At 65.3% G+C, this 22,768-nt stretch carries 24 protein-coding genes; 16 read left to right on the forward strand and 8 right to left on the reverse strand.

Going from position 1 to position 22,768, the window contains the following annotated elements; all coding sequences use genetic code 11:
- Together RTN46_RS10755 and proC are read left to right on the forward strand one after the other, a co-directional pair.
- Positions 1 to 437: sugar phosphate isomerase/epimerase (locus tag RTN46_RS10755; protein ID WP_312181247.1), on the forward strand; the 437-nt coding region annotated here is incomplete at its 5' end.
- Positions 438 to 706: 269 nt separating this feature from the next.
- Positions 707 to 1,552: a pyrroline-5-carboxylate reductase gene (gene proC / locus RTN46_RS10760; protein WP_312181249.1), complete on the forward strand. Its 846-nt coding sequence runs from the start codon at positions 707 to 709 to the stop codon at positions 1,550 to 1,552.
- Between the two features lie 245 nt (positions 1,553 to 1,797).
- On the opposite strand, the gene RTN46_RS10765 is transcribed toward proC, so the two are convergent.
- Together RTN46_RS10765 and RTN46_RS10770 are read right to left on the reverse strand one after the other, a co-directional pair.
- On the reverse strand, positions 1,798 to 2,466 hold the full coding sequence (locus RTN46_RS10765) for a TrkA family potassium uptake protein (protein WP_312181251.1): 669 nt from the start codon (positions 2,464 to 2,466) through the stop codon (positions 1,798 to 1,800).
- Positions 2,459 to 3,868 carry a potassium transporter TrkG gene (locus RTN46_RS10770; RefSeq protein WP_312181252.1) on the reverse strand — a complete coding sequence of 470 codons (1,410 nt, stop codon included), beginning with the start codon at positions 3,866 to 3,868 and terminating at the stop codon, positions 2,459 to 2,461. Before RTN46_RS10770 ends, RTN46_RS10765 begins: the two co-directional genes overlap by 8 nt.
- Before the next feature lie 108 nt (positions 3,869 to 3,976).
- Here RTN46_RS10770 and RTN46_RS10775 point away from each other — a divergent pair, with 108 nt between their 5' ends.
- The 3 genes from RTN46_RS10775 to gdhA all read left to right on the forward strand — a co-directional run bounded on the left by RTN46_RS10775 (position 3,977) and on the right by gdhA (position 7,228).
- Positions 3,977 to 5,185 carry an acetoin utilization protein AcuC gene (locus RTN46_RS10775; protein ID WP_312181253.1) on the forward strand — a complete coding sequence of 403 codons (1,209 nt, stop codon included), beginning with the start codon at positions 3,977 to 3,979 and terminating at the stop codon, positions 5,183 to 5,185.
- Between the two features lie 58 nt (positions 5,186 to 5,243).
- Positions 5,244 to 5,798, forward strand: a complete 555-nt coding sequence (locus RTN46_RS10780) for a metalloregulator ArsR/SmtB family transcription factor (protein ID WP_312181255.1) — start codon at positions 5,244 to 5,246, stop codon at positions 5,796 to 5,798.
- An 89-nt stretch (positions 5,799 to 5,887) separates the two neighbouring features.
- Positions 5,888 to 7,228 carry an NADP-specific glutamate dehydrogenase gene (gdhA, locus tag RTN46_RS10785; RefSeq protein WP_312181257.1) on the forward strand — a complete coding sequence of 447 codons (1,341 nt, stop codon included), beginning with the start codon at positions 5,888 to 5,890 and terminating at the stop codon, positions 7,226 to 7,228.
- Positions 7,229 to 7,265: 37 nt separating this feature from the next.
- Here gdhA and RTN46_RS10790 read toward each other — a convergent pair whose 3' ends face one another.
- Entirely contained in the window at positions 7,266 to 8,483 is a 1,218-nt protein-coding gene (locus RTN46_RS10790) for an alpha-hydroxy acid oxidase (protein WP_312181277.1), read from the reverse strand.
- A 446-nt stretch (positions 8,484 to 8,929) separates the two neighbouring features.
- Between RTN46_RS10790 and RTN46_RS10795 the strand changes: the two genes are divergently transcribed.
- From RTN46_RS10795 to RTN46_RS10805, 3 genes are all read left to right on the forward strand, one after another.
- The gene (locus RTN46_RS10795) at positions 8,930 to 10,033 is read left to right on the forward strand and encodes a 3-deoxy-7-phosphoheptulonate synthase (RefSeq protein WP_312181258.1); all 1,104 of its coding nucleotides are present in this window, start codon (positions 8,930 to 8,932) and stop codon (positions 10,031 to 10,033) included.
- A 250-nt stretch (positions 10,034 to 10,283) separates the two neighbouring features.
- Positions 10,284 to 10,496, forward strand: coding sequence for a helix-turn-helix domain-containing protein (locus tag RTN46_RS10800; protein WP_055239164.1), 213 nt, complete (start codon positions 10,284 to 10,286; stop codon positions 10,494 to 10,496).
- A 184-nt stretch (positions 10,497 to 10,680) separates the two neighbouring features.
- Positions 10,681 to 10,779, forward strand: a complete 99-nt coding sequence (locus tag RTN46_RS10805) for a 30S ribosomal protein bS22 (RefSeq protein ID WP_003792170.1) — start codon at positions 10,681 to 10,683, stop codon at positions 10,777 to 10,779.
- Between the two features lie 118 nt (positions 10,780 to 10,897).
- On the opposite strand, the gene RTN46_RS10810 is transcribed toward RTN46_RS10805, so the two are convergent.
- Positions 10,898 to 11,710: an HAD-IB family hydrolase gene (locus RTN46_RS10810; protein WP_312181260.1), complete on the reverse strand. Its 813-nt coding sequence runs from the start codon at positions 11,708 to 11,710 to the stop codon at positions 10,898 to 10,900.
- A 67-nt stretch (positions 11,711 to 11,777) separates the two neighbouring features.
- Between RTN46_RS10810 and RTN46_RS10815 the strand changes: the two genes are divergently transcribed.
- Positions 11,778 to 12,041 (forward strand): glutaredoxin family protein, encoded by a 264-nt coding sequence (locus RTN46_RS10815; protein WP_312181262.1) that lies wholly within the window; start codon positions 11,778 to 11,780, stop codon positions 12,039 to 12,041.
- Positions 12,042 to 12,174: 133 nt separating this feature from the next.
- Positions 12,175 to 12,891: a redox-sensing transcriptional repressor Rex gene (locus tag RTN46_RS10820; RefSeq protein WP_312181264.1), complete on the forward strand. Its 717-nt coding sequence runs from the start codon at positions 12,175 to 12,177 to the stop codon at positions 12,889 to 12,891.
- 8 nt (positions 12,892 to 12,899) lie between these two features.
- Here RTN46_RS10820 and RTN46_RS10825 read toward each other — a convergent pair whose 3' ends face one another.
- The 3 genes from RTN46_RS10825 to RTN46_RS10835 form a co-directional block, all read right to left on the reverse strand.
- Positions 12,900 to 13,298, reverse strand: a complete 399-nt coding sequence (locus RTN46_RS10825; protein ID WP_312181266.1) for a hypothetical protein — start codon at positions 13,296 to 13,298, stop codon at positions 12,900 to 12,902.
- Positions 13,299 to 13,936: 638 nt separating this feature from the next.
- Positions 13,937 to 14,809, reverse strand: coding sequence for a hypothetical protein (locus RTN46_RS10830; protein ID WP_312181268.1), 873 nt, complete (start codon positions 14,807 to 14,809; stop codon positions 13,937 to 13,939).
- Positions 14,810 to 15,120: 311 nt separating this feature from the next.
- Positions 15,121 to 15,660, reverse strand: a complete 540-nt coding sequence (locus RTN46_RS10835) for a YceI family protein (protein WP_312181270.1) — start codon at positions 15,658 to 15,660, stop codon at positions 15,121 to 15,123.
- A 146-nt stretch (positions 15,661 to 15,806) separates the two neighbouring features.
- Here RTN46_RS10835 and RTN46_RS10840 point away from each other — a divergent pair, with 146 nt between their 5' ends.
- The 5 genes from RTN46_RS10840 (at position 15,807) to ccsB (ending at position 20,842) form a co-directional block, all read left to right on the forward strand.
- Positions 15,807 to 16,469, forward strand: a complete 663-nt coding sequence (locus tag RTN46_RS10840; RefSeq protein ID WP_312181271.1) for a histidine phosphatase family protein — start codon at positions 15,807 to 15,809, stop codon at positions 16,467 to 16,469.
- 93 nt (positions 16,470 to 16,562) lie between these two features.
- Positions 16,563 to 17,162 (forward strand): TlpA disulfide reductase family protein, encoded by a 600-nt coding sequence (locus tag RTN46_RS10845; protein ID WP_312181278.1) that lies wholly within the window; start codon positions 16,563 to 16,565, stop codon positions 17,160 to 17,162.
- 74 nt (positions 17,163 to 17,236) lie between these two features.
- Positions 17,237 to 17,953 (forward strand): cytochrome c biogenesis protein CcdA, encoded by a 717-nt coding sequence (locus RTN46_RS10850; RefSeq protein WP_312181280.1) that lies wholly within the window; start codon positions 17,237 to 17,239, stop codon positions 17,951 to 17,953.
- 106 nt (positions 17,954 to 18,059) lie between these two features.
- Positions 18,060 to 19,799 (forward strand): cytochrome c biogenesis protein ResB, encoded by a 1,740-nt coding sequence (locus RTN46_RS10855; RefSeq protein WP_396157636.1) that lies wholly within the window; start codon positions 18,060 to 18,062, stop codon positions 19,797 to 19,799.
- Positions 19,799 to 20,842, forward strand: a complete 1,044-nt coding sequence (gene ccsB, locus RTN46_RS10860) for a c-type cytochrome biogenesis protein CcsB (RefSeq protein WP_312181273.1) — start codon at positions 19,799 to 19,801, stop codon at positions 20,840 to 20,842. The genes RTN46_RS10855 and ccsB overlap by 1 nt, the downstream gene beginning before the upstream one ends.
- 574 nt (positions 20,843 to 21,416) lie before the next feature.
- Here the strand turns inward: ccsB and RTN46_RS10865 are convergent.
- Positions 21,417 to 21,791 (reverse strand): PLD nuclease N-terminal domain-containing protein, encoded by a 375-nt coding sequence (locus tag RTN46_RS10865; RefSeq protein ID WP_312181274.1) that lies wholly within the window; start codon positions 21,789 to 21,791, stop codon positions 21,417 to 21,419.
- A 110-nt stretch (positions 21,792 to 21,901) separates the two neighbouring features.
- On the opposite strand from RTN46_RS10865, the gene RTN46_RS10870 reads away from it, so the two are divergent.
- The gene (locus RTN46_RS10870) at positions 21,902 to 22,210 is read left to right on the forward strand and encodes a DUF4229 domain-containing protein (RefSeq protein ID WP_312181276.1); all 309 of its coding nucleotides are present in this window, start codon (positions 21,902 to 21,904) and stop codon (positions 22,208 to 22,210) included.
- The last annotated feature ends 558 nt before the right edge of the window (positions 22,211 to 22,768 follow it).

Here is a 22,768-nt window from a genome sequence, read left to right on the forward strand (position 1 = left end):
GGATCGCGGAGGATTATGGCGTCACCATTGCCGTGGAGAACATGTATCCGTGGCGGGTCCGCGGCCGCGAGGCGAAGGCTTACCTGCCGCATTGGAATCCGCTGCCTGAGCCGTATGACCACGTGACCTGGGACTTTTCCCACGCCGCGATCGCCGGGATGGATTCCTATGAGGAAATCCGCAGACTCGGCAGCCGGCTCAGCCATGTGCACCTGACGGACGGAACACCGAACGGCCGGGACGAGCACCTGCTGCCGGGGGAGGGGACGCAGCGCTGTGCTGAGGCCCTGCAGTACCTCTCAGAGACCGGGTATTCCGGTGCGGTGGCGATCGAGGTCAGTACCCGCAGGGCCAAGGAGCCGGGAGAGCGGGAAGAGATGCTGCGGCAGACTCTGGAGTTCGCGCGCGTGAACCTTAACCAGGTCCTCGACGAGTAGCCCGGTTTAAGCGAGGCAGCACGCTTTTAAACGAGCGGGTGCCGGCGATTCCATCGGGACGGTTGGGGGGAACATCCACGGATCGCCGGCACCACCGGGCCGCTTAAACGGCCCTTCATCACTCGCACCTCCAAGAGGCAGTTCCCATCCTAGGAACCGTGGTTGTGCGGCGGCCCGGAAGAAGCTGGATGTTTGCTCCGAATGTCCTCCGCCCGCGGGCAACCTGAGGGTCTTTCGGGTGCGGCTGGAAGCCGTGACAGAATCGGGGCATGCAGAATCTCCCCCGACTTTCCTTCCTTGGCTGCGGTTCCATGAACGAGGCCATTCTTGGCGGCATCCTCGCCGGCGGTTTCCCGGCAGACCGCATCACCGCCACCGTCCGCCGGTCCGAACGCGCGGCCGAACTGCGGACGCGGTATGGCATTACCGTCCTGGCCGGTTCGGAGGACGACGGCGCCAACCGGACCGCCGCAGCGGACGCTAATGTGCTGATCGTGGGCGTGAAGCCCGTGGGAGTGCGCGCCATGCTCACCGAGGTCGCCGCCTCCCTGAGCCCGGGCGCCGTAGTGGTCAGCGTTGCTGCCGCCGTGCCGCTGGAACTCATGGAAGCAGCCCTGCCCGCCGGAGCGCAGGTTATCCGCACCATGCCCAATACTCCGGCCAAGCTGGGCCGCGGCGTGACCGCCCTGGCCCCCGGCTCAGCGGCCACCCGGGAATCCGTGGACCTGGTCCATTCGCTGCTCTCGAACACCGGCCGCGTCGTCGAAGTGCTGGAAGGCCAGCTCGACGCCGTTGGTTCGGTCAGCGGATCAGGCCCCGCCTACGCCTTCTACCTGGCCGAGGCCATGGCCAAGGCCGGTGTGGACCTGGGTCTGGACCCGGAGCTGGCAGCCGTCCTGGCCGCTGAAACCGTGGCCGGCGCCGGGGCCATGCTGGCCGAGCCGGGCGCGGATGCTGCTTCCCTGCGCAAGGCCGTGACCAGCCCGAACGGCACTACGGAGGCGGCGATCCGCGTCTTTGGCGAGCGGGACCTGCCCGCCACCATTGCTGCCGGCATGGCAGCGGCCGCGGACCGGTCGGCGGAGATCACCGCGGAACTCACCGCAGCCTCCTAGCCGTATTCAGGCTGCCGCCCATTCGGCGGGCTGCCGCGGGCGCGGGCTGGGTTTTTGTTGACGGCGGACTCAGCACTTGTGCTTTGAACACCCTCCGTTTTGGGAGAAATCGTTCGTTTTGGGATTTCCCTGCCACTGCGCAGCGGAGGGAAATCCCAAAACGGCTGGAAAATCCCAAACCGGAGGGAAACGGCGTCACAGCGGGGAGGGGCGCCCAGAAGCACTCGGGCACCCCCTGTGACGCGCTACGGCCGGCCCGCGAAGCGCTCGAGCAGATCCACGTGGCCGGAGACAATCAGCATGTCCCGGCTGGAGACCTTGGTGTCAGCCTGCGCGTAGGTGAAGTCCTCGCCGGGCGACTTCACGCCCACGATCGTCACGCCGTACTTCGACCGGACGTTGGATTCGCGCAGGGTGAAGCCCTGGGTTTCCTTCGGCGGGTACATCTTCACAATCGCGAAGTCGTCGTCGAACTCGATGAAGTCCAGCATCCGTCCGCCCACCAGGTGGGCGGCACGCTGGCCGGCGTCCGCCTCGGGGTAGATCACGTGGTTGGCGCCGATCCGGGTGAGGATCTTGCCGTGGGCCGGCGTGATGGCCTTGACCCAGAGATGTTCGATGCCCAGGTCCACCAGGTTCACCGCGATCAGCACGCTGGATTCGATCGAGGTGCCCACCCCCACGACGGCGGCGGAGAAGTCCTGCGCGCCAAGCTGCTTGAGTGCGTCGATGTTGGTGGCATCGGCCTGCACCACGTGCGTCAGCTTGCCGGCTGCCTTCTGCACCAGTTCCGGATCGCGTTCGATGGCCAGGACCTCCCGGCCCTGCTTCACGAGCTGCTCGGCGGTCGCGGAACCGAAACGGCCCAGTCCAATTACCAGGACGGGTGCGTTGTGCGGCGGTCTTTCAGCCAATGATGGGCCTTTCTTCGGGGTAGTGGTACAGCGGCTTGCGTTGCCTGAGGGCAAGGGCGGCCGCGAGTGTGATGGTTCCGACGCGCCCGGCGAACATCAGGCCGGCCAGGACATACTTGCCCGACGGCGGCAGCTCAGGGCTGAGCCCAATGCTCAGTCCCACGGTAGCGAATGCAGAGATCACCTCGAACAGTACCGGCTGCAGGGTCTCATCCGTGATGACCAGCAGTGCCAAGGTCGCGACGGCGACCATGGTGGCGCCCAGCATCACCACGGAGATGGCGACACGGAGGGCACCGGCAGGAATGTTCCGGGCGAAGGCCCGCACATCGGTGTCGCCGCGGGCTTCGGCCACGATGGCCAGGAAGATAACGGCGATCGTGGTGACCTTGATGCCACCGGCGGTTGAGGCTGAACCGCCGCCGGCGAACATCAGCATGTCCGTGATCACCAGGGTGCTGGCGTCCTGGTCCGCCATGTCGACGAGGCTGAACCCGCCCGAGCGCATCATCACGGACGCGAAGACCGCGTGCAGGATTTTCCCGCCCACGTCCATACCGCCGATGGTCCGCTCGTTGAACCACTCGAAGGCTCCCCAGAGCACGCTTCCGGCGCCCAGCAGGATGGAGGAGGTCACAATGGTCAGCTTGGTGTGCAGATTCCATCCACGGGGGCGCAGCCGCGTCTGCAGCAGGACCATGATGACGGGGAAGCCCAGCGACCCGATGAACACGCCGAGCATAAGGGGCACCAGGATCCAGGGATCGGATTCGTACGGCACCAGGCCGTCTGAATGCGGGGTGAAGCCGGCGTTGTTGAATGAGGAGATGGAGTAGAAAACCGCGTGCCAGATGGCCTGCCCCGGCGATTCTCCGAGCATCATAAAGCGCGGAGCCAGCACCGCTGCGAGGACCAGCTCGATCAGCACGGTGGTGGCCACCACGATCCGCAGCAGCGAACCCACCTCGCCGAGCCGGCCGGTGTTCATGCCCTCCTGCGCGATCAGCTTGCCGCGCACGCCGAGCCGGCGGTTCACGGCCAGGGCCAGGAGCGATGCCATCGTCAGGATGCCGAGGCCGCCGACCTGGATGGCTATGAGAATCAGTGCCTGGCCAAACCCGGACCAGTATGATGCCGTGGACACCACCGTTAGGCCGGTCACACAGACCGCGGAGACAGCTGTGAACAGCGCGTCGTGAAGCGGAGTGACCTCACCGGAGGAGGAGGCGACCGGCAGCGACAGCAGGGCGGTAAAGACCAGGATCACCAGGCTGAAGACGATCAGTGCCAGGCGTGCGGGGGAGCTGTTGGCAACGGTGTCGATAAAGTCCCGGACTGCTACGACGAAGCCGAAGGAACGGCGTTGCCGCGGTTGCAGCGATGGCTGCTGGTGGGATGCCATGGGTCGAAATGTCCAGTTCTGTGCGCGGTGGTCCTGCTGAGTAGTAAACCACTTAACGTTGCCTGCTGCGGTGCGGGGCGTGGAGGCCGGATCGCGTAGCCTGTCACCATGACGAGTACCGGGCTCAGCCTCCCCGCGATCCCAACCCACATTGTGTGGAACGAGTCTCTGCTCGCATATAACTTTGGCCCCAACCACCCCATGAGTCCACTCCGGCTGGACCTCACCGCCAGACTGGCGAGGGAACTCGGGATTTTCGACCTGCCGCAGGTCAAACTGGTGGATCCGTTCGTAGCCGAGGACACCCAGCTCGCCAGGGTGCACGAGCCGGGCTACATCGCAGCCGTGCGGGAGGTCAGCCGTAACCCCGACCAGTCCAATGAGGCGCTGGGACTGGGCACCGAAGACGACCCAGCTTTCGAAGGCATGCATGAGGCCAGCGCCCGGCTGGTCGGCGGGACCCTCGCCGCAGCGGAGGCCGTGCTCTCCGGGCAGGCCCTCCACGCAGTGAACTTCAGCGGCGGAATGCACCACGCCGCGGCCGGCAAGGCATCAGGCTTCTGCATCTACAACGACGCCGCTGCTGCCGTCGCCCGGTTCCTTGACGCCGGCTATTCGCGGGTCCTGTATATCGACGTCGATGCGCACCACGGCGACGGCACCCAATCGATTTTCTGGAACGACCCGCGTGTGATGACCATATCCCTGCACGAAACCGGGCTGACGCTTTTCCCTGGAACGGGGTTCGCCAACGAGGCGGGTGGTCCCGACGCTCCCGGAACGGCCGTCAACGTCGCGTTGCCGGCGCGCACCACCGATGCCGGGTGGCTGCGGGCCTTCCACGCCGTCGTTCCCCAGCTCACCGCCGCGTTCGCGCCGGAGGTGATCGTCAGCCAGCACGGCTGTGACGGACACCGGGACGATCCGCTCTCCAACCTGCGCCTCTCCGTGGACACACAGCGGCAGGCCGCGCTCAGCATCGCCGGCTTGGCGGACCAGTTCTGCGGCGGACGCTGGGTTGCCACCGGCGGCGGCGGATACAACGTCGCCAGCGTTGTGCCGCGTTCCTGGGCCCTGCTGATGGCGGTGGCGGCGAACACCCGGATGCCGGTAACGACGCCGGTGCCGCGCAGCTGGCGGGACTACGTCCGCGACCGTCACGGCATTGAAACCCCGCCGGCGATGGGGGATGGCGTGGACACCTGGTGGCGGTCCTGGGAAGTCGGCTACGACCCCAACGACGAGATCGACCGGACGGTCATGGCCACCCGCAAGGAAATCTTCCCCCTGCACGGCCTGGACCCCTGGTTTGACTGATCGTCATTGGCCGCCACTATGACCTTGCCGCTTCATATATGCGGCTAAGGTAATAGATATGGTCATTGACGATGTATTCGCCGTCATCGCGGAAGGCACCCGGCGCGAGATCCTCGGTGCGCTGCGCGGCGGCGACAAATCTGTGGGCGAACTCGTGGAGGAACTGGAAGTCAGCCAGCCCACGGTATCCAAGCATTTGAAAGTCCTGCGCGAAGCAGGCCTGGTCACAATGCGTGCGGAAGGCCAGCGCCGCTTCTACGCGGTGAAGACCGAGCCCCTCGACGAAGTTGTACTATGGCTTAGCGCATTCGATCTGCCATCACTTAACGCCGTCCAGGCCACCACTCCGCGCCTGGCAGGCGCCGCCGCCGGTCTGGAGACATCCGATTTACGCGGCAGCCGAACCTTCTTTGCCGGGCGTCCCGCCCCCGGAGCAGGGCGGCAAAACGCTGCCGCTGCCGTGGCAGCGCAGCTGCCGTCCGGCGCTGCCGAGATCCCTTCGGCCGCTGACGCCAGCGTCCAGCAGCAGCTCGGCCGGACTGTCGGCCGCGCCGCGGAACGCGCCGCTGATCTGCTGGGTTCACTACCCAAGTTCCGCCGGCGCCGCCCATAAGCGGTGCCCGCATCCGGTCTCCAATCGCACCCCGGCACCAATCGGTCTAGCGTGGTAGGCGGGCGGGTGGAATTGATAAGGAGCAATATATGGACGCAACACTCACACGCGTGCGCGACGAGGTCTTCCGCCGCAACCCCGGCGAAACAGAATTCCACCAAGCGGTGGTTGAAGTATTCGAAACCCTCGAACCTGTGCTCCGCAAGCATCCCGAATTCGGCGAAGCGGCGATTCTGCAGCGGATCTGCGAACCCGAACGCCAGATCATTTTCCGTGTGCCCTGGGTCGATGACGCAGGGCAGGTACGCATTAACCGAGGCTTCCGCGTTGAGTTCAACTCCGCGCTGGGCCCGTACAAGGGCGGTCTCCGCTTCCACCCGTCCGTTTACCTGGGAATCGTGAAGTTCCTTGGTTTCGAACAGATCTTCAAAAATGCGCTGACCGGCATGCCGATCGGCGGCGGCAAGGGCGGCTCGGACTTCGACCCGCGGGGCAAGTCGGACGCCGAAGTGATGCGTTTCTGCCAGTCCTTCATGACCGAGCTGTACCGCCACATCGGCGAGTATACGGATGTTCCCGCCGGGGACATCGGCGTCGGCGGACGTGAGATCGGGTACCTGTTCGGGCAGTACAAACGGATCACCAACCGCTACGAGTCCGGAGTCCTGACCGGCAAGGGTGTGAGCTGGGGCGGATCGCTCGTCCGGCCTGAAGCCACCGGCTACGGGGCGGTTATGTTCGTCGAAGAAATGCTCAAGACCCGCGGCCTGAGCCTGGATGGCCAGCGCGTGATCGTCTCCGGCTCCGGCAACGTAGCCATCAACGCAATCGCGAAGGCCCAGTTCCTGGGCGGCAAGGTCATTGCCTGCTCGGACTCCTCCGGGTACGTGGTGGATGAGTCCGGGATCGATGTTCCGCTCCTCCGCCAGATCAAGGAGTACGAACGCGGGCGGATCTCCGACTACGCAACCCGCCGCGGCAACGGTGCCTCCTTCGTCGCCGGCGGATCCATCTGGGACGCCGGAGCCACCGTCGCACTGCCCTGCGCCACCCAGAACGAACTTGGCGAAACGGACGCCATCTCGCTGCTCAACTCCGGCGTCGTCGCCGTCGCCGAGGGCGCCAACATGCCCTGCACCCCGAAGGCGATCGAAATCTTCCAGGAAGCCAACGTGCTCTTCGGCCCCGGCAAGGCCGCAAACGCGGGCGGCGTGGCCACCTCGGCCTTGGAGATGCAGCAGAACGCCAGCCGGGATGCCTGGACCTTCGAACACACCGAACAACGGCTGAGCCAGATCATGGTCAACATCCATGACCGCTGCGCGGAAACCGCCGATGAGTACGGTGCTCCCGGCAACTACGTCGTGGGCGCGAACATCGGCGGTTTCGTGAAGGTGGCAGACGCCATGCTGGCCCTGGGCGTTATCTAACACCCAAGGCCAGGCCGCTGGCCAGCGCTGTGCTGCCCTACCCCCGCTGTGCCGGGTCCAGGGCAGCGCGGGCGGCCAGCGGGGAGTAGGCCGAGAGCAGCCGGACATGCTCCGGCGCCAGATCCGCGATCCGGTCCACTCCCATCAGTGCCATGGTCCGGGCCGCCTGCGAGGAGAGGATCTCGATGCTCCGGTCCACTCCCGCCCTGCCGCCGGCCATCAGGCCGTACAGGTAGGCGCGGCCAATCAGGGTGAAGTCCGCTCCGAGGGCAAGCGCCGCAACAATGTCCCCGCCGGTCATAATGCCCGTATCCAGGATGATGCTGGTCTTCCCCCTGAGCTCCGCGGCGACCTCGGGCAGGAGATGCAGCGGGATCGGTGCCCGGTCCAGCTGCCGTCCGCCGTGGTTGGACAGCACGATGCCATCTGCCCCGTGGTCCACCGCTCGGCGGGCGTCTTCCAAGGTCTGAATGCCCTTCACCACCAGGTTCCCCGGCCAGACCTCCCGCAGCCAGTCGAGGTCGTCGAAGGTCAGCGTGGGATCGAACATCGAATTGATCAGGTCTGCCACAGTTCCCGAATAGCGGTTCAGCGTGGCGAAGGACAGCGGTTCGTGCGTCAGGAAGTTGAACCACCAGGCCGGCCGGTAGGAGGCATCGAGCACCGTCTTGAGCGTCAGCGCCGGGGGAATGGTCATGCCGTTGCGGACGTCCCGCAGGCGTTCACCGGCGACGGCGGTGTCCACTGTGACCATCAGGGTGTCGAATCCGGCCGCGGCGGCCCGGTTAATCAGTTCCAAGGACTTGTCCCGGTCTGTCCACAGGTAGAGCTGGAACCAGTTCCGGCCGGCCGGGGCCGCGGCGGCGACGTCCTCGATGGAGGCCGTGCCCATGGTGGAGAGTGTGTAGGGAATCCCGGCAGCGGCCGCTGCCTGGGAGCCGGCGTATTCACCTTCGGACTGCATCATCCGCGTGAAACCCGTGGGGGCGATGCCGAAGGGCAGGGCAGACTGCTTCCCGAGCACAGTGGTGGCGAGATCCACGGACTCTACGTTGCGCAGCACCCCGGGGCGGAACTCCAGGTTCGCGAACGCCTCACGCGCGCGCCCGAGCGTGATTTCCGCCTCGGCAGCACCGTCCGTGTAGTCAAAGGCCGCTTTCGGTGTCCGCCGCCGGGCGATGTCCCGCAGGTCCCAGACAGTGCTGGCCCGCCGCAACCGTGCTGCCGGTCCCACCTGCGGTTTCTTGAACTGCATCAAGGGCGCGAGGTCATGGATACGGGGGATCCTGCGGGTCAGGGCCTGGGGTTTGGAAGTCAACGGGCAACACTCTCTTTCGAAGCATTCTGCTCTGGAACCTCGAGCCTACGGAGGCGCCCATGCCTGTGACAAGGCGCGTTGTTCAGCGCATGGCTGTGAGTGGAAGGCGTCGTTCTCCTCCGCCATTTTGCAGTCACCACCCAGCGTCATAAAGCAGCACGGCCTTCCTCAACTTGCCATGTGCCGGCTCCGGGCTTACGGTCTTAGACATGACTAACCGTTGGTATGCGTATTTTTCGTTGGCTCTGGAGGAGCCCGCGCGATAATTCGCTGACGCCAACCTTCAGAGCCAACAGGGCAGGGGATCTTTCCCTTGCCCTTCGCCATATCCGGCGGGGTTCTGAAGACGGGTCCCGCCGCCAACACACACGGATAACGGGACCATGAACCTCACCACCACGCAGCATTCGAAATCCACTTCAGACCTTCGCGTCAGCGAATTCCGTCCGCTGCCTGCCGATCTATTGGCCGAGTTGCCGCTCTCGGACGAACTAGCCTCGGTGGTCAGCCGGGGGCGGGACGAGATCCGGGCGGTGCTCGACGGTGCGGATGACCGTCTGCTTGTGATCGTCGGGCCCTGCTCAATCCATGACCCGGATGCAGGGCTGGAGTACGCCCGGCGCCTTGCGGCCGCTGCCCGGGAACACAGCGAGGACCTGCTGGTGGTGCTGCGGGCCTACTTCGAGAAGCCGCGGACCACGGTGGGCTGGAAGGGCCTGATCAACGATCCGCACCTGGACGGCAGCCACGACATTGCCGGAGGACTGTTCGCCGCACGCCGCTTCCTGATTGCGGCCGGAGAGCTGGGGCTGCCCGTGGCGACGGAATTCCTGGAACCGATCAGCCCGCAGTACGTTGCGGACCTGGTGAGCTGGGGCGCAATCGGCGCCCGGACCACGGAGAGCCAGATCCACCGCCAGCTGGTCTCCGGGCTGTCCATGCCCGTGGGTTTCAAGAATGGCACCGACGGCTCACTGCAGATTGCCCTGGATGCCTGCGCGGCTGCCTCCGCACCCCAGTCCTTCCTGGGGATCGACGGCGACGGACGGGCCTCGATGGTCCGCACCGCCGGGAATCCGGATACGCATCTGATCCTGAGGGGCGGCAGCTCCGGCCCGAACTACTCCGCCGACGACGTTGCGGCCGCTTCGGCGTCGCTCGCCGGAAAGGGCTTGAATTCCCGGGTCATTGTCGACGCCAGCCACGCCAACAGCGGCAAGAACCACCACCGTCAGGCGGAGGTGGCACTTGAACTGGCTGCCCAGCTGGAAGCCGGCACCGGCACTGCGGACCGTTTGGCCGGCGTCATGCTCGAGAGCTTCCTGCTGGGCGGCGCCCAGCCGCACGACAGCGAGAATCCTGGCCCGCTGACCTACGGGCAGAGCATCACGGATAAGTGCATGGACTGGGACACTTCAGCCGGAATCCTGGGGGTCCTGGCAGGTGCTGCTCGCCGTCGTCGTTCATCGCGGGAAGCAGTAGCCTGAGGCCGGGCAGGTGCGCAGCCGGAGCCGGCTGGGAATCGTCGCGAAGAGTCCCAATTAGCGGGAAAAACTTCCACTATGGTTACTCTAGCCACTAGAGTAGAGTGCTAGACGGTCACGAGATGGTCATCAAGGCGACACGCCGCCGGCTGTAGGACGAACGGACAGTTGGGAACGCCGCAACCCGCGGGGTTTTCAGTCCCGGAGTTTGTATCAGGCGCAGGTTGCTTCCGAACGAAGGAACAGTAAATAAATGGCAGACGAGAGCAATTTCTCGGACGTGCGGTTTCTGACGGTGTCAGAGGTCGCGGATGTCATGCGTGTGTCCAAGATGACCGTTTACCGGCTGGTGCATTCCGGAGAACTTCCGGCAGTCCGTTTCGGACGGTCCTACCGTGTTCCGGAATCTGCGGTGCAGCAGGTTCTGCGCAACGCCGTGATCGACCGGCAGTCCGGCACCGCCTGACCGTACCGGCTGTAACAGGCCGCGGGTGTCCCCGATGCTGTCCGGAAAGGCAGTGTGGAGGCGGTACCCTGTTAAGGAACGTTTCAATCATGGCTAGTATGTGCCGGATCCGAAGCTGAGCAGGCCTTTAGGCCTCCGGCCCACGGGACCGGCACGGCTCCTATTTCAAGTTTGTGAGGACTCTGTGGGTTCAGTTATTAAGAAGCGCCGCAAGCGTATGGCCAAGAAGAAGCACCGCAAGCTGCTTCGCAAGACCCGCCACCAGCGCCGTAATAAGAAGTAGATTCTTCTTAGCACCGCAGAAGCCCGCCGTCCGGCAAGGATCAGGCGGGCTTCAGCTTTTAACTGACGGTTCTAATTCAGGTGGGCCGGGCCGGGCTGAACCGCGCCCCTTCGGCGCATCAGCGCGAACGGACCCAGGAGAATCCGCGCCAGAGTCCGTAGGCGGCGCCCGCCACGGACGCGGTCTTGAGCCCGAACGTGGCGGCCCGCCGGCCGGACCGGAAGTCATAGACCGGCCAGTTGTTCTCCCGGGCATGCCGCCGGAGGCGGGCATCGGGATTAATAGCCACCGGATGGCCAACAATGCTCAGCAGCGGAACATCGTTGAAGGAGTCGCTGTAGGCCCAGCATCGGGAGAGGTCCAGCCCCTCCTGCCTGGCCAGGACCCGGACGCCTTCCGCCTTGGCGGGTCCGTGCAGGAATTCTCCGACCAGGCGCCCGGTGTAAAGACCGTCGGTCACTTCACTGACTGTACCGAGGGCCCCCGTCAGGGCCAGCCGGCTCGCGATGACCGATGCCACTTCCACGGGCGTTCCGGTAACGAGCCAGACCGGACGCCCGGCCTTCATATGCTGCTCGGTCAGTGCACGGGTCCCCGGCCAGATCTTGGAGACGATCATCTCGTCGTAGACCTCTTCGCCCAGCGTGCGGAAGTCCTCGGCGGCAAGCCCGGTCGCGAAGGCCAAAGCGGCGTCACGAACGCTGTGAACGTCCTTCAGGTTCTCGCCCTGCAGCATAAAGCGCAGCTGTTTGGCGGCGAACCCGGCGGCTTCGCGGAGGGTGAAAACCCGGCGCTGGTACATCTTGCGTGCCACATGGAACAGGCTGGCACCGCGCATCAGGGTGTTGTCGACGTCGAAAAACGCGGCTTCTCCCGGGGTGCCTGCCGCGGCCGGCGAGTCGGCGGCACGGACGGCACGGGATCGGAGCATGCATCGAGTGTACTGAAAAACCCGGCCAGTACGCGGACCTGTTGCACAGCGGACTATCTTTGATGTCATGAACGATCCCGCGACCCACCCCTCTGTTCCCGAACTTCTCCTGCTCACCCGTCCCGGCTGCCACCTGTGCGAAGCCGCCCGGGAGGTTCTTCACCGGGTTTCCACGGACCTCGAAGTCCCGTGGCAGGAACGGAACATCGAACAGGATGCGGAACTGATGGAGCGCTTCGCCGAGGAAATTCCGGTGCTGATGATCGACGGTGTGCAGCGCGATTTCTGGCAGATCGACGAAGCCCGGCTTCGGCGCCTGCTGGCCGCATAACCCGTATCCGTCGGAGGGATGTGGATGACAAACACACTTGGTCAGGCAGCGGCCGGGTCCTAGAGTGGGGAATTACCGGGCCGGCGGTCCGCAGGGACCGACCCGGTGCTGAGGAAATGACGGAGTTGCAGAAGTGAGTATCCCGGATGAGCGTGACGCGGTAAGCCCGGCGGCAACTGGTCACGGGCGGCACATCCCGCCGGCTTCTCTCGCGCGGCTGACGGTCTATCTCCGGGTACTTGGCACCATGATGACCGAAGGTATTGAACGTGTCTCCTCCGAGGAACTCGCCGGGGCCGCCGGGGTCAATTCCCCGAAGCTGCGGAAGGATCTTTCCTACCTGGGTTCTTACGGAACCCGCGGCGTCGGTTATGACGTCCCGTACCTGAGCGGCCAGATTTCAGCGGCCCTTGGCCTCACATTGGACTGGCGTGTGGCAATCGTGGGGGCCGGGCACCTGGGCCGGGCCCTTGCCGGCTACCCCGGGTTCGGGTCCCGCGGTTTTGAAGTCGTGGCCCTGTTCGATGCCGACCAGATGATTATCGGACAGGAAGTCGGCTGGCTTCGGATCAGCCCGGTTGACGCGCTGGAGAGTGTCCTGGAGAAAACCAAGGCCAACATGGCCGTCCTCGCCGTTCCCGCAGAGGTTGCACAGGGATTGTGCGACCGCCTGGTTGCTGCCGGAATCACGAGCATCCTCAGCTTCGCCCCCGTGGTCCTGCAGGCTCCCGCGGACGTGCAGATCCGCAAAGTCGACATGGCAACGGAGCTGCAGATCCTTGCCTATCACGCCCAGCGGGCCCAGGTGTCAGCCCTGGCCACGGATGCGCAGGCAAGGATGCTGCGCTGACCTGAGGCTCAGTGCAGGCGTCCCGGACCTGATCGGCGCGGCGCGAAGTGCGGTGCGACGTGCGGCAGGAACAGCAGGGCCAGGCCCGCGCCCGCGAGCAGCGCAGCGCCGACGTGCTGCGCCAGGTCATCCCTGATTCCGAAGAACAGGGCGGCAGCGATGAGTATTCCGCAGCAGGCCCGCGCCCAGTTCCTGCCTTCGCGGATCAGGGTCGCCAGGAACAGATAGAGCCCGAACGTCACGACTGCGATTGCGACGTCTGCGACCCTGGCTACGGCCAGTACCGATTCGGGAGGCACTTTGAGCGCCTGCAGCTGGATCGCGGCCACAGGGAATGGCCGGCCGGGGTCCAGGGCTGCCCGGAGGCTGACAACCAGAACCAGGACGCCGGCGGCTGCTATGAGCACGGCAGCAATGTTGACGGCGATCGGGGCTTTGAGTTTGGGTCGACGGTCCGGAAGCCGCCGGGACGGCTCAGGCGCCGGTGCAGGTGGGTGCTCCGGCCGGGGTGGAACCTTGGCTGCCGGCTGGGGTGACGGACGGTGCGGCCTCTGTGCGGGCCCTGATTCCCCCTCCTGCGTTGAAGCAGTGGGAGGATCCGCCGTCGTGGTGGGCTGCGTCAATGCTTGTGCTGACTGGGCGTCCTGTGCAGGGAAGCTGTGGCCCCCCACGGGGGTCCTCCGGGGCAAGGTCCGCCGGAACTGGATTTTAGGCCAGAGCCGCCGCGGACTGGCCTTGCTTCCACCGGCTGCGTGGGTGGTGCCGTCCTCTCTCGAAGTAGGTTCTGGCCGGCGCCCGTGGGCCCGGGTACCGATGCGCGGGTGCGGGAATTGCTGGGAGATGGGATTGTGGTCCGCTCCGGGTGAGCTGGACGCTGGAGGGGGAGTCGTCATAGTCGTCGCCGCCTTCAGGAGACCGGAAATACTGCTCCTCCGGGGACCCAAGGCTCCCCGGTGTGGCAATCAACGCTACGTCCCGGGAGCTGTGCTGTGACCACTCCGACGGCGAACCCGCACTGCCTTCGGCGAGATAGTTTTGGCCGGTGCTAGTACGGGCGGTACGGGTTGAACTGGTGCCGCTGGAAGTAGGCGTTGCTGGGCTTCAGATAGAGCATGACGATTCCCGCGATCCCTGTCAGCGTAGCCAGCAGAGACAGCAGTCCCAGCGGGGAGACGAAGTAGGCCGGGAGCGAAACCAGCAGGCCAAAAACGGAGAAGGCGGCGAAGACCGTCCCCACAATCCGCGCCCAGTTATGGCCCTTGCGGACAAAGAGGGCGATCAGGACGTACAGGCCGAGGCCAATCAGGGCGATGAGGACCGAGAAAGTTATCAGGAATCCGCTGACATCCTGGACATCGATATTTGCTTGGCGTAGGTCCTGGATCTGGGCGGGCGTAAGCAGGTCCGGCAGGTTGAAAGACGTCACCAGATTGTTGATGAAGGCCAGGACGCCGGCGGCAAGGATCAGCCAGAATCCGGTCATGACTTCACGTGGGGGCGGGCCCTCGGGGCCAGTCTGCGCGGACGGTCCGCCGGGGGACGCATAGCCGGAAGGCTGGGCAGCCTGGTACCCGTAGGGCGGCTGTCCGTACTGGCCCTGGCCGTACTGTCCCTGGCCGTACTGGCCCTGGCCGTAGGCGCCGGGCTGCTGGGCTGGCTGACCCGGCTGACCCGGCTGACCCGGCTGACCCGGCTCCTGTCCGTACTGTCCCTGTCCGTACTGGCCCGGCTGCCCGGATTGACCCGGCTGGCTGGCATGCGGAGGGGTGTGGGGCTGCTCGGGCTGGCTGTACTGGCCGTAGCGCGGCTCAGGAGGCTGTCCCTGCCCGTCGCCCGTGCCGGAACCCCCTGCCGGGGATCCGCCGGGGAGGTTGGGATCGTTGGGATCGTTGGATTCGGGGACGTTGGGAGTGGTCATCAGAGCCGCCTGCCGTGTGGATGGGCTGCCGGAGGATATAACCGGCCAGGGCAGATCCCCCGTCTGCAAAGTCAGGAATCCAGTCTATCCCCCCATGCACTGGAGCAAGCCGGGTGCGCGGGCACTTGCCCTCCGGGCAGCTAAACCGGTCCGGAGGAAGGAAAGGCGTGGTGCATGGGTGCGGGCGGGGCTCATAGTGCCGGCGGGCGGAGTTTCACCGGCTATGTCGCCGGCCATGCAAAAGGCCCGGACCACCCTGAGGTGTTCCGGGCCTTTCCCCTGTCAGGGGATGCCTCTGTTAGAGAAAGTGCTTACGCAGCGACGAAGGCTACGTCCACGTTGATGGTGACCTTGTCGCCAACCAGCACGCCGCCGGTCTCGAGGGCAGCGTTCCAGGTCAGGCCGAATTCCTTGCGGCTGATGGAGGTGGTCCCGGCGAAGCCGGCGCGGGTGGCGCCGAAGGGGTCAACGGCAACGCCGTTGAACTCAACGTCCAGGGTGACCTGGTGGGTGATGCCCTTGATGGTGAGATCGCCAGTGAGCTTGTAGTTTTCGCCCGAACCTTCAACATTCGTGGCGGTGAAGGACAGCTCCGGGAACTGCTCGACGTCGAAGAAGTCAGCGCTCTTGATGTGTGCGTCGCGGTTGGCGTCATTGGAGTTGAAGGACGCGGCGTCGATCACGGCGCTGAGCTTCGAATCGCTCAGGCTCTGGCCGACCTCCAGGACAGCGGTGACCTTGTCAAAGCTGCCGCGGACCTTGCTGATTCCGGCGTGGCGGACGGTGAAGCCGACCTCGCTGTGGGATGAGTCGAGGTTCCAGGTGCCTGCGTTAAGACCGGTGGGGATCATGTTTTTACTCCTGTATGTAGTCGGCAGTGCTGCGTTTGCGGCACCACCAGTAGATGCATTTGCATCCAGCTTGGCATACATTGCTCAAAGGTTCAAGTGTTTGTGAAGATTTAATCTTCCCCGGCCTCTCTGCGAGACTTGGAGTCATGTCCCGAGCCTCGATCCACCTCGTCCGCCATGGCGAAGTCTTCAATCCGGACGGTGTTCTGTATGGCCGTCTTCCCGAATTTCATCTTTCAGACCTGGGCCAGGAGATGGCGCGCCGCGTAGCCTCCTATCTGCAGGGCCAGAAGAACGACGGCGCGAAGCTGGTGCACCTGGTGGCCTCGCCCCTGACCCGCGCGCAGGAGACAGCCGCTCCCATTGCGTCGGCGCTCGGCCTGGAGATCGCCACCGATGAGCGGATTCTCGAGGCCGAAAACCGGTTCGAAGGTCTCTCGGGCGTGAAGAGCAAGCTGCGCAATCCGAAGTACTGGCCGCTGCTGCGCAATCCACTGAAGCCGTCCTGGGGTGAGCCGTATGCCCAGCAGGTGGAGCGGGTGATGGCGGCGGTCCAGGATGCCCGCATCCGGGCGCTGGAACTGGGTGGCGAAGGATCCGAGGCAGTGCTGGTCAGCCATCAGCTGCCCATCTGGGTCACCCGGCTGGCCGCCGAGGGCCGCCGCCTCTGGCATGATCCCCGGAACCGGGAGTGCACCCTCACCTCCGTGACCACCCTGGACTTCGACGGCGCAGTGCTCACCGGTGTCCGCTACGCTGAGCCGTCGGCCGACCTGCTGCCCGGTGCGGCGAACATCCCCGGCGCATAATACAATTACTACGCCTTGTAGAAGTTGCCGCCCTGCCGCGATGAAAGCTGGATGTACGTGAAGAAATCTCAGAGCGAAAACCAGGCCGACGCCATGCGCCGCAGGTCCTTCCTGCGGATTGGTGCCGGGCTGGCTGTTGGCGTGCCCCTGGCCGCCGCCCTGGCCGGCTGCACAGCGGAAGACCCCCTCGCCGCCCAGGCCAAGGCCGGCGACAACAAGAACTACATTGCCGGTGACGGCTCGGTGACCGAATACGCAGCCTCTGACCGCGGTGAGCCCGTGGAACTGACCGGCACCCTTTTTGACGGCACCGAAGTGAGCGCTGCCGACTGGGCCGGCGACGTCGTCGTCCTTAATTTCTGGTACGCCGCTTGCGCCCCATGCCGCAAGGAAGCGCCTGACCTGGTGGAACTCCACGAGACCTTCGCCCCGGAGGGGGCACGCTTCTATGGCGTGAACGTCAGGGACGAAGCCAAAACAGCTGAGGCGTTCGAGCGGAACTTCGCCATCCCGTACCCCAGCTTCGAAGACCGGAACGGAGACGTCCTGCTGGCCATGACCCGCTTCGTGCCGCCGCAGGCCGTCCCCACCACGCTGGTACTGGACCGTGAAGGCCGGGTTGCGGCAAGGATTCTGGGCCTGGCCGAAAAGGGCACGCTCAAGGCCCTGATCAGCGACGCGCTGGCCGCGTAGCCGCCGTGCCGCCACTCGTCCCTGCAGCCCTGCCTGCCGCCAATGTCTTTGCGGAAACGATCCTCAACGGATCCATGCTCTTGGCAATCCCCGTGGCCGCCCTCGCCGGCCTGGTGTCCTTCCTCTCACCATGTGTCCTTCCACTGGTACCCGGCTATCTGGGGTACGTCACCGGCCTGACCGGGGTGGACCTGGAGAAGCAGCGGCGAGGCCGGATGCTCACCGGAATCGCATTGTTTGTCCTGGGCTTCTCGGTTGTCTTCGTGGCGATTGGCGCCGGGATCGGACAGCTTGGCGGCTGGCTCCGCGGAGCAGACCAAGCCTGGATCCCGCAGGTCCTGGGCGCGCTGATCATCCTCATGGGCGTGATCTTTATGGGCGGGCTTTCCTGGTTCCAGCGGGACCGCAAAATCGAAGCACGGCCGCCGGCCGGCCTCTGGGGAGCTCCGCTGCTGGGCATCACCTTCGGACTGGGGTGGGCGCCCTGCATGGGACCGACGCTTTCCGCCGTCCAGCTGCTCTCTTTCTCCGGAGACGATGCCTCGGCCGCCAAGGGCGCCCTGCTGACGTTCGTGTACTGCCTGGGCCTCGGCCTTCCGTTCCTGCTGATCGCCCTGGGATTCCGCCGGGGCATGGGGGCACTCGCCTTCTTCCGCCGCCACCGGGTTGCCATGCAGCGCTTCGGCGGCGGCATGCTGATTGTCCTCGGCCTGCTGATGGTGACCGGCGTGTGGAACCTTTGGATTAATGAACTCCAAGGCTGGGTGGATAGTGTGACACTGCCGATCTGATGACCAGCCTGATGAAAAACCTCCCAGCCCGCCGGATCGCCGGACCCCGTCCCCAGAGAACAATGAGAACCAGTTGAAACCTGAACCGGACAGCGAAAACATGCAGATGCCGCCAGCCCAAACGGGCGGATCCACGGAAGAACAGGCTCCCGGCGGCAAGCCCAAACGCGGACGCAAGCGCGACGACGTCGCGCTTCCCGCCCTTGGACTGCTCGGCACCCTGCGCTGGGCCTGGACCCAGCTCACCAGCATGCGGACCGCATTGTTCCTCCTGCTGCTCCTGGCGGTGGCCGCGGTGCCCGGTTCGCTGTTCCCGCAGCGTCCGGCCAACCCTGCCGCGGTGACGCAGTACATCGAGGACAACCCCGGTTCCGGTCCGTGGCTGGACCGTTTCCAGCTCTTCGACGTTTACTCTTCGGCCTGGTTCTCCGCGATCTACCTGCTGCTGTTCATCTCCCTGATCGGCTGCGTGGTTCCCCGGGCCAAGGTGCACTGGAAGGCCCTGCGCTCCAAGCCGCCGCGGACCCCAAAGAAGCTTTCCCGCCTGCAGGAATACGGCACACTGGTGGTCCCGGCGGACTCCGGGCTGACGGCCGCCGAGGCCGCCAAGGACGCGGCAGCCGTGCTCCGCAAACGCGGTTACCGGGTGGAAGCCCGCGACCTGGATACTGACCGGCCCTCCGTTGGCGCCGAGCGCGGCTTCGCCAAGGAGACCGGCAACCTCGTCTTCCATGTGTCCCTGATCGGTGTGCTGGCCTCCGTGGCCGTGGGTGGACTGGTCGGCTACAACGGCCAGCGCGTCGTCGTCGAAGGCGACACCTTCGTGAACACCCTCGTGGGTTATGACACCTTCAGCCCGGGCACAAACTTCTCCGAGTCCCAGCTCGCCCCGTATTCGATCACGCTGGATGACTTTGACGTCACGTTCGACCGCCAGCCGGGCACCGGAAAGGTCCAGCCCCTCGACTTCACCGCCTCCGTGACCGTCCAGGAAGATCCCAACGACGAGCCCCGCGCGGAGACCATCAAGGTCAACGAACCGCTGACCATCGGCGGATCCCGGGTCTACCTGGTCGGCAACGGCTACGCGCCGGTGGTCACGGTGCGCGACGGCGAGGGGAACGTTTCGTTCCAGGGACCAGTGGTTGGTGTTCCCACAGATGGCGTCTACACCTCGCTGATGGTGATCAAGGCCCCCGACGCGAAGCCGGACCAGCTTGGCTTCGTTGGGTTCTTCCTGCCCACTGCAATGGTCGACGGCGACGGGGTTTCCTTCTCCGGCGACCCGGACCCGGCCAACCCGCAGCTGAACCTCAACTCCTACTACGGAGACCTGGGGCTGGATACCGGGGTACCCGGCAACGTGTTCGTCCTCGACACCGATGACCTCACACCGCTGAACAACCGGGAACTGGACGCCGGCGGCATCGTGCTGGCCATGAACCAGATCCATGACCTGCCCGATGGCAAGGGGTCCATCAGCTTCGACGGGCTTCTGCGCTACGCTGCGCTGGACGTTCACTACGATCCAGCCAAGGGCTTCGTGCTGTTTTTTGCCGTGCTCAGCCTCGCCGGACTGAGCGCATCACTGTTCCTCTCCCGCCGCAGGGTATGGGTGCGTACGGGAACGAACGAGGATGGCCGCATAATGGTCGAGTACGGTTTGCTGGCCCGCGGTGAGGATCCGCGCCTGGAAGCCGAGGCCGAAGCGATTCGCGGCCTGCTGGAAAATAAGTGGATGGCGGACGGCTCCGCCTCAACCCGAGAGGCCGGCCCGGATAACCTGGCCGACGCATCAGTGGCCGGCAGCACCGGACGCACGGAAGAAACAGGTAAGGACGAGTAATGCCCTCCATCGACTACAGGCTCGCGGAATACAGCGACCTCTTTATGCTGCTGGCCGCATTTACCTACACGGTGGCGTTCCTTGCGTTCACCTGGGACCTGGCGAAGAGCAGCAAGACCATGCGTTCCATCGACCAGCTGGCGGGCGCCGAGCAGGTTGCTGCCCCCGCGAAGAAGGCCATGGCCTCCGTTGGCGCCACGTCCGGCCCGGCGGATTCCAACCGCCAGTGGGACACTGGTCGCCCCGCCCCAACCGCTGATGACGCCATGGGTTACTCGGGGGAGCGGCGCAATGCCGCCCGCGTCGCCGTCGCCCTCACAGTCCTCGGCGCACTGATCCACATCGCCGCCGTCGTTATGCGCGGTATGGCCGCGCACCGTGTGCCGTGGGGCAACATGTACGAGTTCTGCACCACCGGTGCGATGGTGGTCGCTGTCGTCTTCCTGCTGGTCCTGCTTCGCCGCGACCTGCGGTTCCTGGGAACGTTCGTCGTGGGCCTGGTGCTCATCATGATGATGGCTGCGACTATTGGTTTCCCCACCCCGGTGGGTCACCTGATCCCCGCGCTGCAGAGCTACTGGCTGGTCATTCACGTCTCCGTCGCCGTCATCGCCTCCGCCCTCTTCACCCTGACCTTCGCCATGTCTGTCCTTCAGCTGCTGCAGGCTGACCGCGAGGCCAAGGTCCGTGCCGGCGGCCGCGAACGGCTGGCCTTCCTGAAGATCGTTCCCTCCGCCCGGTCACTGGAGACGTTCTCCTACCGCATCAACGCCGTCGCCTTCGTTCTGTGGACCTTCACCCTCATGGCAGGCTCCGTCTGGGCCGAGCAGGCCTGGGGCCGCTACTGGGGCTGGGACACCAAGGAAGTCTGGACCTTCGTGATCTGGGTGGTCTACGCCGGTTACCTGCACGCCCGGGCCACGCGCGGCTGGACCGGAACCCGTGCTGCCTGGCTGTCGATCGTCGGCTACCTTTGCGTGGTCTTCAACTTCACCATCGTGAACGTCTACTTCTCCGGTATGCACAGCTACTCCGGCGTCTAAGCCGCTTCACCTCTATTGAGGCCCCGTCCCGGTGTTCCGGGACGGGGCCTCTTTGGTTTGGGGAGGGTGGGGCCGGGCCAACGGCCCTGTCCGTTTGGGCAGCGCCGGGTGCTGGTAACCGTTTGCAGCGGTGGGCGCCGACCGCCGGGCGCTGGCGCGGGGCCGGGGCTGGGGTGACCAGCGGGCCAGCCCGACGCAGGTTCCCACTCTTTGAGCACTCCTGTGGCAGGTGGGGTCCCATCCGTCTCATGGGTAACGCAGAGTGGGAACGCGTGTCGTTTTCCGGTCCGGATCTGCGCAGTTTCCCAGTGAATGTGGCGCCTGGTTCCAGTGGGGTCACATGGGCCCCGCGCCTAACACTCAGTGGGAAACTGTGCCGGCTCGGGATCGAGCGGGGGACTCCTTTCGCCGGACCAATCAGCTCACCTGAACTGTCTGCGGCCCGGCGTCCTCTGTCTGTGACCCCGATATCTTCACTCCCCGGGTGCCAGGGCAGGCCATTCCGAGAATGGAAAAGCCCCGCCCGGGTGTTCCGGTGCGGGGCTTTGTCCTTCGTGTGGGGGTGCCGCGGAGGCTAGTTGCTGGGCTCGTCGTCGTTCTTGTGGCCGGCCCGCTTCTCGCGCTCGGAGAGTTCCTGTTCGCGGCGCTTGAGTTCCTCTTCCTTGGCCTGCTGGCGGCGGCGCACCTCGAGGTTGCGCAGGAACTCGGGATCATCATCCGGGGCAGTGGGATGCCGGACGGCGCGCGGCTTCGGTTCCGGGCCGTTACCGGGGCGTCCGAAGAGGAACCAAAGGACTGATCCAAAGACCGGCAGCAGCACGATCGTGAAGAGCCAGGCCGTCTTCGAGATGCTGCGCACTTCCTTTGCTTTGGACATGATGCAGTCGATGAGCGAGTAGATGATCACGGCCGCGAAAACAATGACGCCGAGGAGTACGAAGCGGGGCATGCCCCAATTGTAGTTGAGGCAGCCCTGGACCGGCCTTTCCAATTTGGGAGTCTCCGGAGTCCGTGAACTTCCTGGGAGTGGGATCCTGCCAGTACCCGTAGAATGGGGCCGTGGCTTTCTGGAAATTTACCGCTCTCCGCCTTGGTCTGGTGGTCGTCTTCTTCGTTGCCGGCTTGTTCCTGCAGCTGGGCATTGTGCTCTCGGCCTTAGTAGCGGCCGTGCTGGCATGGTGCGTAACGTACCTGTTTTTCCGCGACATGCGCGACGCCGCTGCCCGCAATGTGCAGAACCGGTTCAGTGACAAGACACCGCCGTCACGCAACCGCGCAGAGCTGGACGATTCCGCCGCGGAAGACTCCCTGCTGGACGCCAACCCGGATGTAGTGATCGATTCCGATCGAAAGCCGCGCGAGAGCTAGCGCCCGGCTGTCCGGCACACGCACTCCGGCTTCGTTTGAATGTGCGACGCCGGCGTCGGGTTCCGTCCCGTCGACGGCGATGGCGACGGCGCGGTGTCCTCCGGCCGTCTTAGCTGCGCACCGCCTTCCGCTTCCAGCCGGCGACATCCTGCCCCGCCGGCGATATCCTGCCCCCAGCCTTAGCCGTGAACGTGCATGGTCTGTCCCTGGCTCCACGGCAGCAGGTGCCGTACGGCCGGGAGTGCAGGCTGATGATCGGCTTTCGTTCGTTCTGACGCGAAGGACGCGGTGCGAGGGCATCAAATCAGGCGGGGTTGCCGCTCTGTTCCACTCTGTTTGGTGTTGGCGCTGTTTGAGTGCGCAGATCGGGTGGCCCTCGCGGCGTTTCGTCGCGATGAGTGCGCAGATCTGGTGGGATGATCTGCGGCCAGGCCGCCAAAGGTGAACACTGAACGGCTCGGGCCCGGCCTCGCCTGGCAGTGCCTCGCCTCGCCTGGCAGTGCCTCGGCCCGCCTGGCCCCGCCCCGCCTGGCCTCGCCCGGCACGGCGGCCTAGCCC

This window comes from Arthrobacter sp., from assembly GCF_031988865.1.
Lineage (GTDB): Bacteria > Actinomycetota > Actinomycetes > Actinomycetales > Micrococcaceae > Arthrobacter_B.

What these genes read in the sequence shown, in the direction of transcription:
- proC (WP_312181249.1), top strand. Translation starts at nt 707, where the DNA reads ATGCAGAATCTCCCCCGACTTTCCTTCCTTGGCTGCGGTTCCATGAAC.
- RTN46_RS10770 (WP_312181252.1), bottom strand. Translation starts at nt 3,868, where the DNA reads ATGGCATCCCACCAGCAGCCATCGCTGCAACCGCGGCAACGCCGTTCC.
- RTN46_RS10775 (WP_312181253.1), top strand. Translation starts at nt 3,977, where the DNA reads ATGACGAGTACCGGGCTCAGCCTCCCCGCGATCCCAACCCACATTGTG.
- RTN46_RS10780 (WP_312181255.1), top strand. Translation starts at nt 5,244, where the DNA reads ATGGTCATTGACGATGTATTCGCCGTCATCGCGGAAGGCACCCGGCGC.
- gdhA (WP_312181257.1), top strand. Translation starts at nt 5,888, where the DNA reads ATGGACGCAACACTCACACGCGTGCGCGACGAGGTCTTCCGCCGCAAC.
- RTN46_RS10790 (WP_312181277.1), bottom strand. Translation starts at nt 8,483, where the DNA reads ATGCAGTTCAAGAAACCGCAGGTGGGACCGGCAGCACGGTTGCGGCGG.
- RTN46_RS10795 (WP_312181258.1), top strand. Translation starts at nt 8,930, where the DNA reads ATGAACCTCACCACCACGCAGCATTCGAAATCCACTTCAGACCTTCGC.
- RTN46_RS10800 (WP_055239164.1), top strand. Translation starts at nt 10,284, where the DNA reads ATGGCAGACGAGAGCAATTTCTCGGACGTGCGGTTTCTGACGGTGTCA.
- RTN46_RS10810 (WP_312181260.1), bottom strand. Translation starts at nt 11,710, where the DNA reads ATGCTCCGATCCCGTGCCGTCCGTGCCGCCGACTCGCCGGCCGCGGCA.
- RTN46_RS10815 (WP_312181262.1), top strand. Translation starts at nt 11,778, where the DNA reads ATGAACGATCCCGCGACCCACCCCTCTGTTCCCGAACTTCTCCTGCTC.
- RTN46_RS10830 (WP_312181268.1), bottom strand. Translation starts at nt 14,809, where the DNA reads ATGACCACTCCCAACGTCCCCGAATCCAACGATCCCAACGATCCCAAC.
- RTN46_RS10835 (WP_312181270.1), bottom strand. Translation starts at nt 15,660, where the DNA reads ATGATCCCCACCGGTCTTAACGCAGGCACCTGGAACCTCGACTCATCC.
- RTN46_RS10840 (WP_312181271.1), top strand. Translation starts at nt 15,807, where the DNA reads ATGTCCCGAGCCTCGATCCACCTCGTCCGCCATGGCGAAGTCTTCAAT.
- RTN46_RS10845 (WP_312181278.1), top strand. Translation starts at nt 16,563, where the DNA reads ATGCGCCGCAGGTCCTTCCTGCGGATTGGTGCCGGGCTGGCTGTTGGC.
- RTN46_RS10850 (WP_312181280.1), top strand. Translation starts at nt 17,237, where the DNA reads ATGCTCTTGGCAATCCCCGTGGCCGCCCTCGCCGGCCTGGTGTCCTTC.
- RTN46_RS10855 (WP_396157636.1), top strand. Translation starts at nt 18,060, where the DNA reads ATGCCGCCAGCCCAAACGGGCGGATCCACGGAAGAACAGGCTCCCGGC.
- ccsB (WP_312181273.1), top strand. Translation starts at nt 19,799, where the DNA reads ATGCCCTCCATCGACTACAGGCTCGCGGAATACAGCGACCTCTTTATG.
- RTN46_RS10865 (WP_312181274.1), bottom strand. Translation starts at nt 21,791, where the DNA reads ATGCCCCGCTTCGTACTCCTCGGCGTCATTGTTTTCGCGGCCGTGATC.